Source organism: Adlercreutzia sp. ZJ242, from assembly GCF_011038995.1.
Lineage (GTDB): Bacteria > Actinomycetota > Coriobacteriia > Coriobacteriales > Eggerthellaceae > CAAEEV01.
In genome coordinates, this window is the sequence record NZ_JAAKEE010000002.1 from 82,635 (window position 1) to 98,633 (window position 15,999).

The following is a 15,999-nucleotide window of genomic DNA, read 5'->3' on the forward strand; positions in this document are numbered from 1 at the left end:
ATGCATGAAAAGAGATGAGTCCGCACTGAAGGATGAGGGAATCCTGAAAACAATTTGTCAGATATAGTTGACACATATTTCGAAATGTCATATATTTCCGACATCAAGCCCGGCAGAGATCAGAGGCATCCCGCAGGGGAAGCCAACATCCTGCCACAGGCCGAAACCTGACGCCAACGAAGCGGCACGTCATCGCAAACAGGGTCAGGCGTCAGCAAAGCGGACACGCCGCTGGAAGTTGAGAACTGGCAACAGCGAAGCGACGTATCACCGTGGACTGGAGCTTGGCAAGGTGCAACGGAGCGCTCATTGTGCCTTGCCAAGTTCCATCTCGTTGCAAGCTGAAGCTCGTTCGCGCGATGCGCAGGAAGGAACTGCATGGAAGGAACCAAGAACGTGCGCCTCAGGGAGGCGCGACGCGCGGCAGGGCTCTCGCAAGCCCAGCTGGCCGCTGCCGTGGGCGTCACGCGGCAGACCGTCTGCCTCATCGAGTCGGGTAGCTACAACCCCACGCTCAACCTGTGCGTGTGCATCTGCAAGACGCTCGACAAGACGCTCGACGAGCTCTTCTGGGAAGAGTGATATTTCGATGAAAGGAATCCCCATGAACACCCTCAAGCACCTCTTCACCCCCTCGCCCAAAGACGAGCGCGTATCCGCGCAGCTCGGCCCCATCTACAAGGCCGGCTTCTACGTGCTCGCGTTCGGCATCCTCTTCGACGTCTTCACGCGCTACAACTACCTGGCGCAGACCGACGCCGACGGCACCCCGCTTGCGACGAGCTCCCTCGAGCTCGCCTTCCTCGTGGCTGCCTGCACCCTCGTCGCGCTCCTCATGGCGAGGCGCGGCATCTACAGCGACTCGCTGCGCTACCTGGAGGCGAGAAGCTTCCTCGACACGGGCGCCATCGCCCCCACCCTCGGCGTCACCGCCCTCATCTGCATCGCCGCCGTGGGCGGGCGCCTCTACAACGAGGTCGCCTTCTTCGGCTGGGGCGGGGTCACCTGGGCAGGGGACATCGCCATGTTCGTCTTCATGTTCGGCATGTTCGGCACGCTGTTCATGGTGGTGCAGTACTTCACCTGGCGCAGCTACCGCGCGCGTGAGGACCGTCTCGCCCAGCAAGAGGAGGAGTAGCCCCCAGCTGGCCCGCACCAGGCGGGCACGCGACTCTGCGCCCTCGAGGCTGCCCGGGCTCACGATCACGAGCATGGCGAACAGCACCACTTCCCGCGTGCCGACGCGCTGCCAGCGCGCATCGCTCCCCGAAGGACGGCGCTGCGCTCGCGCCGCATGCGCTACCATGGGCCCAAGACCGCACGCCGCGCGCCGCGCAGACCGCCGCGCGCACCCGAACACGCAGACCGCGCACCGCGAAGAGGAGGCTCCCCATGACGTTTCGACTCGGGCTCGCCCAGTGCACGCACCCCGCCGACGGCGACGTGGTCGCGCTCGTGGAGCGCTGCGCCCGCGACGCGCAGGCAGCCGGCGTCGACCTGCTCGCCTTCCCCGAGTGCCTCATGACGCCGTTCGAGAAGACGCGCGAGGACTTCCTCGCCTCGGCCGAGCCGCTCGACGGCGCCTTCGCCCGCAAGATGAGCCGCATCGCTGCCGCGCACGGCCTCTGGATGATCTACACGATGAACGAGCGCGCCGACGGCGTCGACGCGGGCGAGGCGCCCGCAGGAGGCGAAACGGCGGAAGCAGCGGCCCATGGCAACGCGCCCGAGGCGGCCGGCGCGCACCTCCCCTACAACACGGCGGTGGTGGTCGACAGCGCGGGGGCGCGGCGCGGGTTCTACCGCAAGACGCACCTGTTCGACGCCGGCGACTGCCGCGAGTCGGAGCGCATGGCGGCGGGCGGGAGGCTGTTCGATCCCATCGACACGCCGTTCTGCAAGCTCGGGCTCGCCATCTGCTATGACCTGCGCTTCCCCGAGGTGATGCGCGCCGCCGCCTGCGCCGGGTGCGAGCTGTTCGTACTCCCCGCCGCATGGGTGGACGGCCCGCGCAAGGCCGACCAGTGGGCGGCGCTCCTCACCGCGCGCGCCGTCGAGAACGAGATGTACGTGGCAGGCCTCTCGCGCGCCGACGAGCGCTGCATCGGGTGCAGCCGCGTGGTTGACCCCTTCGGCACCACCGTCGCCGAGGCGCCCGGCAAGGCGCCCCTGCTCCTCACGGCCGACATCGACCTCACGCGCGTGCGCGCGGCGCGCGAGGCCGTGCCCGTGCTCGAGCACCGCCGCCCCAGCCTCTATTAGCCTCTATTGGAAAGACCGCGGCCTCACGCGCACGAGGATGCCGCCGAGCCGGGCGCGCCCCGATCAGCCGCGCGCCTCTGTCTGCGCGTCCGCTGCACGCTCGCCTTCAGCGCCTTCCGCCTGCGCGCCCGCGTCCTGCTTGCCTTTGGCGCCCTTCGCGCCCTGCTCCCCCAGCCACGAGCGCGGCACGGGCACGGCGGCGCCGATGGCCGCGGCCGCCAACATCACGAGCACGCCCTTCACCGGGAAGCAGAGGAAGAGCAGCAGCGCCACCATGATCGGCTGGCGCATGACGCAGCCGAGGAGGCCCGCCGTGCACGCGCACAGGCAGAACACCGCGTCGGCGCCGGTGAGCGCCGCGAAGCCGTAGCCGAGGCTGATGCCGGCGAAGATGATCGGGAAGAAGTGCCCGCCGCGCCAGCCGAAGCCCAGGCACACCTGCGTCGCCACCACCTTCACGAGGCACGTGACGATGAGCACGCCCGCGCCGAGCGACGTCCACATCTGCTCGAGCTCGATGGCCTGCTCCTCGCCCGCGAACATCGCGAAGGGCAGAAACATGCCCGCACATCCCAGGGCGATGCCCGCTACCAGCGCCTTCACCACCGGGCGGTCGCCCATCGCCCGCGCGATGGCGCCCACGACCACGCCGCTCGCGAGGTAGAGCGCACCCGCCGCCGCGCCCGCGAGCGCCAGCGGCACGCCCCATGCCAGCTCGTAGGCGCCCACCTCGATCCCCGAGAAGCGAGGCAGGCCGCCGCCCGTGCCGAACAGGTCGCCCAGCAGCATCATCATGCCGAGGGCGCCGGCCACCGCGCACAGGTACACCGCCGTCTTCGTCGCGCGCGGCACGCGCAGCTGCATCTCGCCGCGCGCGTCGGACGCCCCGTCGGCGCTGCCCACCAGCGGCACCGCCAGGCCGAACAGCGGCGCGGAGAAGATGGCGCTCACCACCGCCGAGACGCCCACCGACGACAGCTCGCGGAACTCCGCGCCCAGGAAGCGCAGGCGGTCGCCCACCCACGTGCACAGCCCCGCGATCACGCCCGTGAGCCCCGCCTCGGGCCCGATGCTCCCGCCGAACAGAAGCGGCAGCAGCGCGCCGAAGAACGACGCGCCCATGTGGTCGTACTCGTAGCGGCTGTCGCGCTTGACCTTGCCGAGCACCTCGTTGAGCCCCTCGGGGTAGTCGCCGAACCGCTTCGCGAACAGCCCGATGGTCAGCCCGCCCGCCGCGCACATCACGACCGGGTACCACACCGGGGAGCCCAGCGCCTCGGGCAGCGTCCCCCACATAAGCTCGATGCCGCGGTTCATCAGGAAGAAGAACGCCCACGCGAACGCGCCCGCCGCAGCGCCGAGCGCCACCGCGCACACCACGAACACCGTCCAACGCACTGCCTTGCCCATCATGGGAGCTCCTCCCCCTCCGCACGCGCCGGCGCCGCCGCGTCCGCGCGCTCTCCTTCCTCAGATGGTTGCGTCGCTGCGGGCGCGGCGCCTGCGCGCTCGACTTCCGCTTCCGCACCCGCGCCCGCGTTCCTGGCCGCGGCTTCGCCCGCATGCCCGGCCGCAGCCGCGCCTGCGTTCCCGGCCTCGCTCGCGCGCCCCTTCGCTTCCGCTGCGCGCTCCGCTTCCGCACGCGCGTCCTCTGCGTCCGCCTTGCGCCGGTCCTCCTGGCGGAACTCCGCCACGAAGCCCGCCGAGAAGATGCCCGCGGGTATCGCCACCACCGCGATGGAGAGCGTCATGGTGGCGAACCCGATGAGCCTCCCCGCGGGCGTGATGGGAACCAGGTCGCCGTAGCCCGTCGAGGTCACCGTCGTCATCGCCCAGTACAGCCCGGTGAGCACGCTGTCGAACTTGTCGGGCTGCACCGTGTGCTCGACCTCGTACATGAGCACGCTCGCCGCGATGCACAGAAGCGCCAGGACCATGAGCGACGCCACGATCTCCTGTCGGTGCTTGACCAGCACGCGCGAGAGCGACTTCAGCCCGCGCATGTAGCGCGTGACCTTGATGAGGCGCACGAGGCGGATCACGCGCACCGCGTCCGTCAGCACCACCGACTCGGGGGCGAGCCACACGAAGAGCGCCGGCAGAAACGCCAGCACGTCGACGATCCCCATGACCGAGAAGACGTAGCGCAGCCGCGCCCGCGCCGGCGCGCACTCGGGGTGCACCTTGTCGGCCACCCACACGCGGCAGAGGTACTCGACCGCGAACACGCCGGTCGAGCAGAGGCTGACGACGCCCACGGCGCTCGTCGCAAGCGGAGAGAGGACCTGGCCCGTCGTGCCCACCAGAAGCGCGTTCGCCACGATGAGCGCCACCAGGGCGAAGCTCAGGGCGCGCCCCGCGGCGCTCGCCTCCTCGGGGCGCTCGAGCGCCAGGTAGATCCACTGCTTCGCCGTCATGGGCACCTCCTTCGCCCTCCCTCGTCTCGCCGGGGCCCGCCGGTGCGCTGGGCGCGCCAGGCCGCCGGGCTCACCGAGCGCGCAAGCCCGCCGAGCTTACCGGGTGCGCCAGGCCGCCGGTGCGCTGCGCGCGCAAGCCCGCCGGGCTCACCGAGCTGCGCCAACCCGCGCAAGCCCCTGCTTTTCGTCACAACCCCTTATGGTAAAGCAAAAGGCGCGCGACGGCACGCACGTTCGCACATCACCGCGCCGCTTCGCACTATAATAGGCAGATCGAGACAGCCAAAGCGACAGGACGTGACCCATGAGCGAGATCAAGTGTCCCCACTGCGGAAAGACCTTCGTCGTCGACGAGAGCGGCTACGCCGAGCTTCTGCGCCAGGTGCGCAGCGAGGAGTTCGCCCGCGAGATCGCCGCGCAGAGAAAGCAGGTCGAAGCCGCCGCGAAGGCGCGCGAGGAGGCTGCCGCCGCCCGCGCCGAGGCAAAGCTCGCCGAGGCGGCCACGCGCGCCGAGGCAGCGCTCTCCGAAGCCGCCGTGCGCGCCCAGGCGAAGCTCGCCGAGGCCGTCACCGCGAAGGACGCCGAGATCGCCAAGCTCTCCTCGCAGCTCGACTCCCAGCGCGAGGCCGCGCGCGCCCAGGTCGAGCTCGCCGCGCGCGAGGCCGCCGACGCGCAGGCCCGCGCGCTGCAGGAGGCCGAGCGCGAGCGGGACGCGCTCAAGGCGCTGCTCGCCACGCAGGCCGAGCGCGCCGAGGCCGCGACGAAGCTCGCCCTGCAGCAAGCCGAGCACGAGATCGACGCGCTCAAGGCCGAGCTCGCCTCCCAGGCCGATCGCGCCGAGGCCGAGCGCGAGCTCGCCCTGCAGAAGGAGCGCGCCCGCGCGGCCGAGGAGGCGCGGGCGGCCGAGCGGAAGCGCGACGAGCAGGCGCGCGACGCCGAGCGCGCCTGGGACGAGCAGTCCCGCGCCGCCGAGCGCGCCATCGCCGAGCTCAGGTCGCAGCTCGACCTCAGCAAGCTCGACCAGGAGCGCATCGCGGCGCAGCACCAGACCGAGCTCGCCACGCGCGAGGCGCTCATGCAGGAGCAGATCGACGCGCGCGACCGCGAGATCGACAACATCAAGCACATGCGCGCCGAGCTGTCGGTGAAGATGATCGGCGAGAGCCTCGAGCAGTTCTGCGAGAACGAGTTCAACAAGCTGCGCGCCACCGCCTTCAGGACCGCCTACTTCCAGAAGGACAACGACGCGAAGGACGGCTCGAAGGGCGACTACATCTACCGCGAATGCGACGAGGACGGCAACGAGATCGTCTCCATCATGTTCGAGATGAAGAACGAGGCTGACGACTCCACGCACAAGAAGCGCAACGAGGACCACTTCGCCAAGCTCCACCGCGACCGCACCGCCAAGGGCTGCGAGTACGCCGTGCTCGTGTCGCTGCTCGAGCGCGACAGCGACCTGTACAACACCGGCATCGTCGACGTGTCGTACTCGTCGGGCTTCGAGAAGATGTACGTGATCCGCCCGCAGTTCTTCATCCCGCTCATCACGCTCATCCGCAACGCCGCGATGCGCTCGCTCGACTACCGCCGCGAGCTCGCCGAGGTGCGCCAGCAGAACGTCGACGTCACCTACTTCGAGGACCAGCTCGAGGACTTCAAGGGCAAGTTCGACCGCAACTGCACGCTCGCGCGCAACAAGTTCCAAGCCGCCGTCAAGGACATCGACGCCACCATCAAGAAGCTCGAGAAGATCCGCGACGAGCTCACGAGCTCGGACAACAACCTGCGCCTGGCCAACGACAAGCTCTCCGGCATCACCGTGAAGCGCCTTACGCGCAAGAACCCCACGATGAAGGAGAAGTTCGCCGAGGCGCGCGCGGCGAAGGAGGCTGGCGAGGTGCCCCCCTACGCCCCCGAGAAGGAGTGGGAGGAGGTCGTGGAAGCCGAGCTCATCGAAGTGGAGGACGCTGAAGAGTAGCGGAACCTGCCCGACGCGAGCTCGATCATGTTGACGGCGTCCTTGCCGCCCGCCTCCCCCAGGGCCTCACGCGCGCGCGGAGTCAGCGGGCAAGCGCACGCTCTCCTCCGCGAGCACGCTTGCTACGCGTGGCGCCTCTGGTACTTCCCTATCAGCGTGCCGCTCGCCAGAACATGGTTCTCAATCGCTTCCATCAGCTCTTCTTTTCTGCTGTCAGCGCTTATGTCGATCTGCGCATCCAGCGCATACACCGTGAACCTGTACCTGTGGTTCCAGTTGAACGGCGGCTTAGGCCCCCTGTACCCGTGCTTTCCATAGCCTATCCCCTGCTCAATGCGTATCGGGTTTTCCATGGTCGCGCCTCGAGGTATTGATCCCGGAATCCTGCTGCTCGGCGGCAGGTTCCATGCAACCCAGTGATTGAACCCCTTCACGAGCGGATGGTCCAGATCGTCCATCACGAGAGCCAGGGTCATGGCCCCCTCGGGAATACCGCCTACTATAAGCTCCGGAGAATTATCCTCAGCATAGCCGGCCAGGCTGTCCGGCATCCATCCCTCGTTCTCAAACTGCGGTGACGTCACCTCTAGCTCGTACATGATTGAACCCCCTCGCTTTCGCGGCAAAACTCCGACACGCTCTGCTCCCTGCAAGAATTCTACACGGTTATTCATTCCCCCGCGTGCAAACCTAATATCATCCGCTGCCTCTTCGGAACTTGCCGGCGGGAGATCGAGCCAACTGGGGTCGCCAGCGAGCCATGACCCGCCAGCCAGCTCACTCTTTCTCACGCACCAGGAAAAAGCCAGCGAGCGCACCGATGAGGACAATCGGCGCCACCCTGACGAACAGCCACTCGGCCGCATGGAATCCCACTCCGAGAACGGCGGTTTCGGGATCGCCGTAATCCCAGCCCAGATAGGGGCTTTCCAGCGCACACAGGATCGCGTACAACATCACCGTGGCTGCGACGAGCGCCGCGAAAAGCCACCGCAGAGCCCTCCTTCGCCTGACCTTTCCCCGGGCAAGCTGCAGGTTGACCACCTCCAGCTTCTCGGAAAGCGCCTTCATGCCATCGGCTTCCGGCTCTCCGACGCGCTCCCCCAGCAGCGTGCTCACGGACGTCCCAAGCACTTCCGCCAACGAGATCAGCAGGTCGGCGTCAGGGACCGACAGCCCTTGCTCCCACTTTGACACCGTCTGTCGAACCACGTCCAGCTTCACCGCAAGCTCTTGCTGGGAAAGCCCTCTCGACCTTCTCATTGACTTGATGTTCTCGCTCAGCATGGGGCGGCCTTCTTTCTCCCGACTTCTCCGGTTGATGCAGCTGCTGTCACCCTTATAAGGCAAAACCGCCCGTTGCCGCAAGCAACGCACATTAACATCTCTCGATTTCGCCTCATTAGCCAGACAGCAGAAACAGAGCCCGCTATCCGTGCTTGGGGTCTCGGCGCAGCTTTAGCACTCGCAGAGGACAAGCAGCCCTTGCCGATCGGAATGGCTGCAGCACGCTCCTCCAACTTCGCCTGCATGACATCAGCGTCAAGCGCAGCGAAAATTCTCCTCGCCTCAACATCTTCCATGCAGCGCTTGGGCGCAAAGCCCGCACCTTGCTCGGAAACCGCCTTCAGAAACGACAGCCCATAGAATCACTTAAAAGGCTTCGCGCTATTAATGAGCCTTCGTGCACTTCGGACAATACGGCCTCGCTAGCAAACGGTCGGTGCGTGGCGTCCACATGTGCCTGCAGTTCAAACACCTTACACGAACAGGATCCTTTCCACCGACATAGCTCGAAGCATCCACCTCGATTTTTCCGCCACTGCGCACTGCGACCTTTTCTGCGTATCGCCGCGCCCGCTTCGCCAGCGCCTGCTCGGGCGTCAGCGTCTCGCGTTTCGGCTTTGGAGCGCCCGTCGGACGATTTGTCCTCCGCTCGGGATGACATGTCGGACACATACACTTACCAGCCCTGATGCGGGGGTACGTCTCCTCCCACTCATGGTTACACGCTTTACAACGTACCTTGACTGGGCTCGTCGAGTTGGCGTATTGAACGATCTCTATGCTTTCGCCGCTCAACACCGCAGATAAAGACTCTATCGATAGTCGGTAAACCCATATCGCCTCTCCTTACGCCAGATTCGACGGAAGCACGGAGTGGAGCCTACCGTTCTCAGCTCGATATACACCAGGTGTCTGGATGCGACCGCGTGTAAGCGTCATACCGATCACATAAGACTTAGACGATGGGCTTTCGCCGATGAACGTCATGGGATAAGCGTGCTCAAGGTTATAAACGAACGACACAATCTCTGGGATATCCTCGACCGAACAGTTAATCTCCGCGGTCGACTCGTCGAGCGCGTTGTAGATGGAGAGCGTCCGATCATCGTGCGAATAGCGCTCGATGAATTCCTTAACGCGCGTGTACCCGGCATCAGTTCCTGCAAGATTATCGCCACGCCAGATTTTGCCTCCTAGGAGAGATGTTTCGGTATAGCCTGCAATCATGTCGATCTCCGTTCCATATCGTCCTTGAAGTATTCGCCTTTTGCGCTCGCGACCAATCATGTCATGCAACAGAGCGGACTTGGTAACACCATCCTGATCAGCCCAGCCAGAGAGCTCAATGTCCTCGGCAGTGCTCATCGTAAAAAGCACCTTTTTACGCGAAGACTCCCTGCGTCCGTCTCGAACTATACCCGCGCGCCTGTCCGTCGATTTCGTCACAAAATCACTCCTATCTTTTTATGTATATCCTTAGTATATCCTTAGTATATCCTTAGTATATCCATTTTATATCCATTCGCATGACAAACATTAATTCCGAGCCCATATCCTTTATGACAAGGCGACTGAGTATGTTGATAGGCGTTAAGCATGGAAAGCTTGGGCTGACTATGATATTCAGTAGGCAGGGAGGCTTTAAAGACCATACATCGGTGATTCGTTGGCTTTCGAGAGGATGATCGTAGGATAGACGATGACAGAGCCGGGAGTGTCCGCCATTGTGCGCGTACAAAGCCTCCGGCCGTCTCGTTTTCGGGTTATAGGACAAAAAGTTTTCAGAGAGCCACGACCCGTCATCAAACCGCACGTCATCGAGTTCTAGCAGGGCAACGGTGCGCTCAAGCGTGAACAACAAGAAGAACATGATGTGGAATTTGGAGTTCAACTCCAAATTCTTTCGGCTATTCCGCGAGCCGGGCGTGCCGATCTGGGATGAGATAAGGCCGTTACCGACAACGGCGTTTTTCCATCCACCTCCCAAGCGATCCCTGAGGCGAACCACCGACAACGGCAGATTCCCATCCACCCCTCAGGTGATCCTGGATGAAACAAGGCCGTTATCGGCGGTTTCACGGGGAAAGTGGATGCGAAAGCGCCGTTGTCGGTGGTTTTAGGGGCTCGAACCGCCGACAACGGGCGCTTTCCATCCAGCTTCCCAAAATGGTGGATGGAAAAGGGGCGTTGTCGGTGCTTCGAGTGAGTGGCGGCCAAAAGCGCCACCGAGCCGTGAGGTTCCGCCTGCACGCCCTGGGCGCCGCCGAGCCGTGAGACCCCGCCTGCGCGCCCTGGGCGCCGCCGGCCTGCGCAGATGACGTTTTTTTGTTTCTGGTTTATTAAAAGATCGCCACGCGGAAAGGCGCGATCATATAATGGCGGCGTCCGCGCAACGTAAGGATGCCGCGCTTGCAGCCCGCAAGCGCACGACACGCGCTCGCGGGAGGTCAATCATCCACTAGGAGGTCCGAATTGAGTTACGTTGAGAACGTCATCGAGCAGGTCAAGGCGAAGAACGCCGAGCAGCCTGAGTTCATTCAGGCCGTCACCGAGGTCCTGCAGTCCTTGGAGCCGGTCATCGAGGCCCATCCCGAGTACGAGGCCGCCGGCCTCCTCGAGCGCATCGTCGAGCCCGAGCGCGTCATCATGTTCCGCGTCCCCTGGGTTGACGACGAGGGCAAGGTCCAGGTCAACCGCGGCTTCCGCGTGCAGTTCAACAGCGCCATCGGCCCCTACAAGGGCGGTCTGCGCCTGCACCCGTCGGTGAACCTCGGCATCATCAAGTTCCTCGGCTTCGAGCAGATCTTCAAGAACAGCCTGACCACGCTGCCCATGGGCGGCGGCAAGGGCGGCAGCGACTTCGACCCGAAGGGCAAGTCCGACGCCGAGGTCATGCGCTTCTGCCAGTCCTTCATGACCGAGCTCATGCGCCACATCGGCGCTGACACCGACGTGCCGGCCGGCGACATCGGCACCGGCGCGCGCGAGATCGGCTTCATGTTCGGCCAGTACAAGCGCCTGAAGAACTGCTTCGAGGGCGTCCTCACCGGCAAGGGCCTCCCCTTCGGCGGCTCGCTCGCCCGCACCGAGGCCACCGGCTACGGCCTCATCTACATCGTCGAGGAGTACCTCAAGTGCCATGACGACTCCTTCGAGGGCAAGACCGTGACGGTGCACGGCTCGGGCAACGTGGCCATCTACGCCACGCAGAAGGCCCAGCAGCTCGGCGCGAAGGTGGTCACGCTGTCTGACTCCACCGGCTGGATCTACGACGCCAACGGCATCGACGTGGCGCTCGTGCAGCAGATCAAGGAAGTCGAGCGCGGCCGCATCTCCGAGTACGCCGCCCGCCGCGAGGGCGTCGTCTACCACGAGGGCCGCTACGACTGGAGCGTGGCCTGCGACATCGCGCTGCCCTGCGCGAGCCAGAACACGCTGCTGCTCGAGGACGCCGAGCGCCTCGTGGCCAACGGCTGCAAGATCGTGGCCGAGGGCGCGAACATGCCCACCACGCTCGACGCCACCGAGTACCTGCAGGAAGCCGGCGTGGTGTTCCTGCCCGGCAAGGCCGCGAACGCCGGCGGCGTGGCCACCTCCGGCCTCGAGATGTCGCAGAACTCCGAGCGCCTCTCCTGGACGTTCGAGGAGGTCGACGCGAAGCTCAAGGGCATCATGGTCTCCATCTACCATGCCGCTGACGACGCCGCGAAGCGCTACGGGCATGAGGGCAACTACGTGATGGGCGCCAACATCGCCGGCTTCGAGAAGGTCGCCGCCGCCATGATGGCCCAGGGCATCGTGTAAATCCCCGCTTCCGCATCGCATGCCGCTGCGCAGGTGCCCCCGCCCGCGCAGGCATGAGCCCCCGCCTCGGTCACGAGACGGGGGCTTTCTCATGCATTCTGCTCCCAGCGCAGCGCGCCTGCGCGTGGGAGGGAGCGCTCGGGCCCGCGGGTGGGAGCGCTCGGGCCCGCGCGGGCGCGCACTCGGCGCAGGTGGCCGGCACGCCCTCTTACAGCGAGGTTATCACGCGCGCCGAGGGGACGTTGTTGGAGCTGAGCAGAACGACGCCGACCTGCCCCTTCTCCGGCGAGCGGGTGACGAGCGTGCCGTCGTGCGTCTCGCCGTCGACCGAGATCCCCTCGGAGTCGGTCGTCACGATGACCACGTCGGTACCCTCGTAGGTGGCGAGGTAGGAGGCGCGCGGCGTCAGGCACACCACCACGTCGACGTCGCGGCTGTCGAAGTACGAGAGGTAGCGCTTGAGGCGCACCCTGTTCGCGTACGCGCTGATGGAGTAGACGCCCACGCGCTTGCCGTTCACGTAGAACACCTGCAGGTCAGCGTAGGAGTCGGCGTCGGCGACGTTCAGCGTGAGCGCATGCGCGCCCTTGTCCTCGTACAGGCGGCACACGTCCGACGCGTACACGGCCTCCTCGCCCTCCTCGACGGGGCGCGGGACGATCGACAGGATCCCCAAGCCGATGCTGTCCGCAGCCGAGGGAGGCTCGTTCGCGGAGCCCTCGGCGCTGCGGTCGGGGAACACGATCGAGAACCCGGGCGGGTCGGGAACGGGAATGGAAGAGCCTTCGGGATCAGCGGAGGTTGCGCCCGCGTCGGCCGCAGCTGAGCCGGAGTCGGCGGATTCGGGATTGTCGGCAGGCGCAGCGTCAGGCGCCTCGCCTGCAGCGGGGTCAGGGGCGGGCGCGGGATCAGCCGGGGCGCCATCGCCCGCCGCGGGATCAGCGGCGCCTTCGGGATTCCCAGAGGTCACGTTAGCCGCGCCGTCAGGCGCCTCGCCCGCGTCGGCAGGCGCGGCGGGCTCGGGGTCCGAAGCGGCGGCCTCGTCAGGCTCGGGCTCGACCACGCCCGCGTACACGATCGCCGTGTAGCCGTCCATGCGCCCCATCGTGTCGTCGACGAACGACGCGGCGATGCTCCACGAGCGACCCGTCGTGAAGTAGCTCGTCAGCACCGCCCCCGCGAACGCGACGAGCAGCACGAACAGGACGAGCGCTATTTTCTCCCGTGTCCGTTTTTGCATAATGGGCCATTATAGAGCATCAGGCCCGCCAAACAGCGAACACGCCCCTGACCTGCGATTGCGAAACCGAGAAGGAGGATCGCGGAGGTGACGGGGCCAAGGGCGGCAGGCGCCCTTGGCCTCAGAGGAACCCGCGCACCTGGCGCTTGCAGTCCAGGAACTCGGGCGTAAGGGCGAAGTCGGGGGTGCGCGCCGCAGGCCCCCTGACGGCCACGTCGGCGGCGATGCGGCCGTCGGAGAGCACGAGCACGCGGTCGGAGAGCAGCACCGCCTCGTCGACGTCGTGCGTGACGAACAGCACCGAGAGCCCCAGCCGCTGCTGCGTCTCCAGGAACCACGCGTGCAGCTCCGACTTGGTGATGGCGTCGAGCGCCGAGAAGGGCTCGTCGAGGAGCATCACGTCGCGCGAGAAGAGGTACGTGCGGGCGAGCGCCGCCCGCTGGCGCATGCCGCCGGACAGCTGGGACGGCCACAGGCCGCCGGTGCCCGCGAGGCCGAAGCTGGGCAGGAGGGCCTCCGCCTCGGCCCGCGCCGCCGCCTTCGCGGCGCCGCGCAGCCGCAGCGGCAGGCCCACGTTGTCCGCCACCCGCATGCTCTCCAGCAGCAGGTCCTTCTGCATCATGTAGCTCACGTGCCCCGTGGAGCCGTCGATCGGCCGCCCGTCCAGCAGCACGCGCCCGGCGTCAGGCGCCAGCAGGCCGGATATCACGTTGAAGAGCGTGGTCTTCCCGCCGCCGCTCGCGCCCAAAAGGCTCACGAGCTCGCCGCGGCGCAGCGCGAGCGACACGCCGCGCAGCACGGGGCGCCCCTCGAAGGAGACGGCCACGTCCTGCACGTGCAGAAGGGGGTGCTTCGACGTGCTCTCAGGCATTACAGGTACTCGTTGGTGAAGCCGGACGTCGGGTCGAGCGCGGCGTCGATCAGCTGGTTGTCCAGCAGCCACTGGTAGAAGGCGCTCCAGCGGCCGGAGTCGATGACGCCCCACGCCGCCGCGTCCGCGCGGTACTGGTCGGCCAGGTAGCGCTGGGACGCGCGGATGAGGTCCTCGGAGCCCGCCAGCTCCGGCACCTGCTCCATCAGGATGTCCGCCGCCGCATCCGGGTCGTCGATGGCGAACTCGTACCCCTTCTTCAAGGCCGCCAGGAACTTCTTGGCCACGTCCGGATGCTGCTCAAGGAACTCGTCGTTGCCGATGACCACCGGCGTGTAGTAGTCGAACACCGGGTCGATGTCGGCGAAGTTGAAGTAGTCGGTGTCCAAGCCGGCCACGTCGCAGGCCACGCCGCCCCATCCGCGGAACACCCAGATGGCGTCCACCTGCTTCGACTGGAGCGCGGAGACCTCGTCGGTCACCGACTCCGGGTACAGCTCCACCTTGGAGAAGTCCCCGCCGTCGTCCTTCATCACCTGGGCGATCGTCGCCTGCTCCACCGGCATCTCCCACGTGGCGTACTTGTGCCCCTCGAGGCCGCACGGGCGGTCCATCCCCTCGCCCGCCCGGGAGAGGATGCCGGACGTGTTGTGCTGGACGATCGCCGCCACCGCCGTGACGGGCATGGCGTCGTCACCGACGAGCGCCGGCGCCAGGGTGTCCTGGAAGCTCACCCCGAACTGGGCCTTCCCCGAGGCCACCAGCGGCTCGGCCGCGCCGTCGGGCGGCTGCACCACCTCGACGTCAAGCCCCTGCTCGGCGAAGTAGCCCTTCGCGGCGGCCACGTAGAGGCCCGTGTGGTTGGTGTTGGGCGTCCAGTCCAGCGCGAACGTGATCTTCTCCGCCTGCGGGGAGGTCCCGCCTGCTCCCTCGCCGGACGCGGCCGACGAGCTCTGGGGCGCCTGGCCGCAGCCGACGAGCGCCAGGGCCAGCACGGTCCCGCACGCCGCGGCGGCGATGAGGGCCGCCCTCTTCAAGTGCTTCGGTCGTTTCATCGTTTCTCCTTTTCAGAATGTACGTGACGCCACGGCATCGCGCGCCGCTCGACGAGGCCCACCAGCAGCATGAGCACGAGCGAGATCGCCGACACCACGAATATCACGGCAAACATCTTGTCGAAGGCGAACGCCTTCTGAACACGGGTCATGTAGACGCCCAGCCCGCTGAACCCGCCCAGCCACTCGCTGATGACCGCCCCCACCACCGCGTACGCGGCGGCGATGCGCAGGCCCGAGAAGAACTCCGGCAGCGCGCCGGGGATCTTGACGAAGCGGAAGACCTGCCAGCGGCTGGCTCCCATGGAGCGCATCAGGCTCACCTCGTCCTGGTCAACCGACTGGAACCCCTGCAGCAGGCCGACCGCCACGGGGAAGAACGTCGCAAGGGCCACGAGCACCACCTTCGGCGCGATGCCGTAGCCCAGCCACAGCACGAGAAGCGGCGCGATGGCGACCACGGGGACCGTCTGGCTGAGGACCAGCAGCGGGTAGACGGCGCGGCGCAGCGTGCCGAACGCGTCCATGAGCACCGCGAACGCGAAGCCCGCCGCCACGCCCGCCGCCAAGCCGAGAGCCGCCTCCTGGAGCGTCACCAGCGTGTGGTGCGCGAGCAGCGCGCCGTCCTGGGGGAACACCGCCAGCACGTCTCCCGGCGAGGGGAGCATGTAGCTCGGCACCGCCCCGCTCGTGGCCAGCACCTGCCACAGCGCCAGCAGCGCCAGCAGCGCGATCGTCGCCGGAAGGTACTTCCTCGCGAGCTGCCTCAAGCTCATGCGAGGTGGTGCTTCGTGACCTTGCGGTCGATCGAGAGCACTTCGCCCTCCGGCTTCCACTCCACCTTGATGTAGGCGGACACCTTGGGGGCGCCGGCGGCGATGGCGACGTGCTGGCACTCCTTCAGGACGTCCATCAGCTGGTCGTAGTCATCCCCCTCGATGGTGGTCTCGAACGGCCCCACGTAGCAGGACAGGCCGGTGGACTTGATGTAGTCGATCACCTCGTCGACGATGCGCACCACCTCGTCATCGTCGAGCGTGGCGGGCAGCACTTGGATGGCGACGCTTGCTTGCATGAGAACT

General features: G+C 66.4%; 15 protein-coding genes. 5 read left to right on the plus strand and 10 right to left on the minus strand.

What is annotated here, in order from left to right; all coding sequences use genetic code 11:
- Positions 1 to 378: 378 nt before the first annotated feature.
- The 3 genes from G7Y49_RS01150 to G7Y49_RS01160 all read left to right on the plus strand — a co-directional run bounded on the left by G7Y49_RS01150 (position 379) and on the right by G7Y49_RS01160 (position 2,262).
- Positions 379 to 582 carry a helix-turn-helix transcriptional regulator gene (locus G7Y49_RS01150; RefSeq protein WP_165170401.1) on the plus strand — a complete coding sequence of 68 codons (204 nt, stop codon included), beginning with the start codon at positions 379 to 381 and terminating at the stop codon, positions 580 to 582.
- A 22-nt stretch (positions 583 to 604) separates the two neighbouring features.
- Complete coding sequence (locus G7Y49_RS01155) at positions 605 to 1,138, plus strand: hypothetical protein (RefSeq protein WP_165170403.1); 534 nt, start codon at positions 605 to 607, stop codon at positions 1,136 to 1,138.
- A 254-nt stretch (positions 1,139 to 1,392) separates the two neighbouring features.
- Positions 1,393 to 2,262, plus strand: coding sequence for a nitrilase-related carbon-nitrogen hydrolase (locus tag G7Y49_RS01160; protein WP_165170405.1), 870 nt, complete (start codon positions 1,393 to 1,395; stop codon positions 2,260 to 2,262).
- A gap of 63 nt (positions 2,263 to 2,325) precedes the next feature.
- Here the strand turns inward: G7Y49_RS01160 and G7Y49_RS01165 are convergent, their stop codons facing one another.
- The gene (locus tag G7Y49_RS01165) at positions 2,326 to 3,675 is read right to left on the minus strand and encodes a chloride channel protein (protein WP_165170407.1); all 1,350 of its coding nucleotides are present in this window, start codon (positions 3,673 to 3,675) and stop codon (positions 2,326 to 2,328) included.
- Entirely contained in the window at positions 3,672 to 4,679 is a 1,008-nt protein-coding gene (locus tag G7Y49_RS01170) for an ion transporter (protein WP_165170409.1), read from the minus strand. Before G7Y49_RS01170 ends, G7Y49_RS01165 begins: the two co-directional genes overlap by 4 nt.
- Positions 4,680 to 4,983: 304 nt before the next feature.
- On the opposite strand from G7Y49_RS01170, the gene G7Y49_RS12170 reads away from it, so the two are divergent.
- Positions 4,984 to 6,660, plus strand: a complete 1,677-nt coding sequence (locus tag G7Y49_RS12170; protein ID WP_165170411.1) for a DUF2130 domain-containing protein — start codon at positions 4,984 to 4,986, stop codon at positions 6,658 to 6,660.
- A 122-nt stretch (positions 6,661 to 6,782) separates the two neighbouring features.
- Here G7Y49_RS12170 and G7Y49_RS01180 read toward each other — a convergent pair whose 3' ends face one another.
- The 3 genes from G7Y49_RS01180 to G7Y49_RS01190 form a co-directional block, all read right to left on the minus strand.
- A complete protein-coding gene (locus G7Y49_RS01180; protein WP_165170413.1) occupies positions 6,783 to 7,259 on the minus strand; it encodes a YbhB/YbcL family Raf kinase inhibitor-like protein in 477 nt (158 codons plus the stop codon).
- A 178-nt stretch (positions 7,260 to 7,437) separates the two neighbouring features.
- Positions 7,438 to 7,947 (minus strand): helix-turn-helix domain-containing protein, encoded by a 510-nt coding sequence (locus tag G7Y49_RS01185; protein WP_165170415.1) that lies wholly within the window; start codon positions 7,945 to 7,947, stop codon positions 7,438 to 7,440.
- Between the two features lie 846 nt (positions 7,948 to 8,793).
- Entirely contained in the window at positions 8,794 to 9,312 is a 519-nt protein-coding gene (locus G7Y49_RS01190; RefSeq protein ID WP_165170417.1) for a hypothetical protein, read from the minus strand.
- Between the two features lie 1,107 nt (positions 9,313 to 10,419).
- Between G7Y49_RS01190 and gdhA the strand changes: the two genes are divergently transcribed.
- Positions 10,420 to 11,751: an NADP-specific glutamate dehydrogenase gene (gene gdhA / locus G7Y49_RS01195; RefSeq protein ID WP_165170419.1), complete on the plus strand. Its 1,332-nt coding sequence runs from the start codon at positions 10,420 to 10,422 to the stop codon at positions 11,749 to 11,751.
- A gap of 208 nt (positions 11,752 to 11,959) precedes the next feature.
- Here gdhA and G7Y49_RS01200 read toward each other — a convergent pair whose 3' ends face one another.
- From G7Y49_RS01200 to G7Y49_RS01220, 5 genes are all read right to left on the minus strand, one after another.
- Positions 11,960 to 12,991 (minus strand): hypothetical protein, encoded by a 1,032-nt coding sequence (locus tag G7Y49_RS01200; RefSeq protein ID WP_165170421.1) that lies wholly within the window; start codon positions 12,989 to 12,991, stop codon positions 11,960 to 11,962.
- Between the two features lie 121 nt (positions 12,992 to 13,112).
- Positions 13,113 to 13,862, minus strand: a complete 750-nt coding sequence (locus G7Y49_RS01205) for an ABC transporter ATP-binding protein (protein WP_165170423.1) — start codon at positions 13,860 to 13,862, stop codon at positions 13,113 to 13,115.
- Positions 13,862 to 14,917 carry an ABC transporter substrate-binding protein gene (locus G7Y49_RS01210; RefSeq protein ID WP_165170425.1) on the minus strand — a complete coding sequence of 352 codons (1,056 nt, stop codon included), beginning with the start codon at positions 14,915 to 14,917 and terminating at the stop codon, positions 13,862 to 13,864. The genes G7Y49_RS01205 and G7Y49_RS01210 overlap by 1 nt, the downstream gene beginning before the upstream one ends.
- Positions 14,914 to 15,693, minus strand: a complete 780-nt coding sequence (locus G7Y49_RS01215) for an ABC transporter permease (RefSeq protein ID WP_165170427.1) — start codon at positions 15,691 to 15,693, stop codon at positions 14,914 to 14,916. Before G7Y49_RS01215 ends, G7Y49_RS01210 begins: the two co-directional genes overlap by 4 nt.
- Complete coding sequence (locus tag G7Y49_RS01220) at positions 15,690 to 15,992, minus strand: thiamine-binding protein (protein ID WP_165170429.1); 303 nt, start codon at positions 15,990 to 15,992, stop codon at positions 15,690 to 15,692. Before G7Y49_RS01220 ends, G7Y49_RS01215 begins: the two co-directional genes overlap by 4 nt.
- Positions 15,993 to 15,999 lie beyond the last annotated feature (7 nt).

Bases quoted from the DNA above. Each gene is read 5' to 3' on its own strand.
- G7Y49_RS01150 (WP_165170401.1), top strand. From the start codon at position 379: ATGGAAGGAACCAAGAACGTGCGCCTCAGGGAGGCGCGACGCGCGGCA.
- G7Y49_RS01155 (WP_165170403.1), top strand. From the start codon at position 605: ATGAACACCCTCAAGCACCTCTTCACCCCCTCGCCCAAAGACGAGCGC.
- G7Y49_RS01160 (WP_165170405.1), top strand. From the start codon at position 1,393: ATGACGTTTCGACTCGGGCTCGCCCAGTGCACGCACCCCGCCGACGGC.
- G7Y49_RS01165 (WP_165170407.1), bottom strand. From the start codon at position 3,675: ATGATGGGCAAGGCAGTGCGTTGGACGGTGTTCGTGGTGTGCGCGGTG.
- G7Y49_RS01170 (WP_165170409.1), bottom strand. From the start codon at position 4,679: ATGACGGCGAAGCAGTGGATCTACCTGGCGCTCGAGCGCCCCGAGGAG.
- G7Y49_RS12170 (WP_165170411.1), top strand. From the start codon at position 4,984: ATGAGCGAGATCAAGTGTCCCCACTGCGGAAAGACCTTCGTCGTCGAC.
- G7Y49_RS01180 (WP_165170413.1), bottom strand. From the start codon at position 7,259: ATGTACGAGCTAGAGGTGACGTCACCGCAGTTTGAGAACGAGGGATGG.
- G7Y49_RS01185 (WP_165170415.1), bottom strand. From the start codon at position 7,947: ATGCTGAGCGAGAACATCAAGTCAATGAGAAGGTCGAGAGGGCTTTCC.
- G7Y49_RS01190 (WP_165170417.1), bottom strand. From the start codon at position 9,312: ATGAGCACTGCCGAGGACATTGAGCTCTCTGGCTGGGCTGATCAGGAT.
- G7Y49_RS01200 (WP_165170421.1), bottom strand. From the start codon at position 12,991: ATGCAAAAACGGACACGGGAGAAAATAGCGCTCGTCCTGTTCGTGCTG.
- G7Y49_RS01205 (WP_165170423.1), bottom strand. From the start codon at position 13,862: ATGCCTGAGAGCACGTCGAAGCACCCCCTTCTGCACGTGCAGGACGTG.
- G7Y49_RS01210 (WP_165170425.1), bottom strand. From the start codon at position 14,917: ATGAAACGACCGAAGCACTTGAAGAGGGCGGCCCTCATCGCCGCCGCG.
- G7Y49_RS01215 (WP_165170427.1), bottom strand. From the start codon at position 15,693: ATGAGCTTGAGGCAGCTCGCGAGGAAGTACCTTCCGGCGACGATCGCG.
- G7Y49_RS01220 (WP_165170429.1), bottom strand. From the start codon at position 15,992: ATGCAAGCAAGCGTCGCCATCCAAGTGCTGCCCGCCACGCTCGACGAT.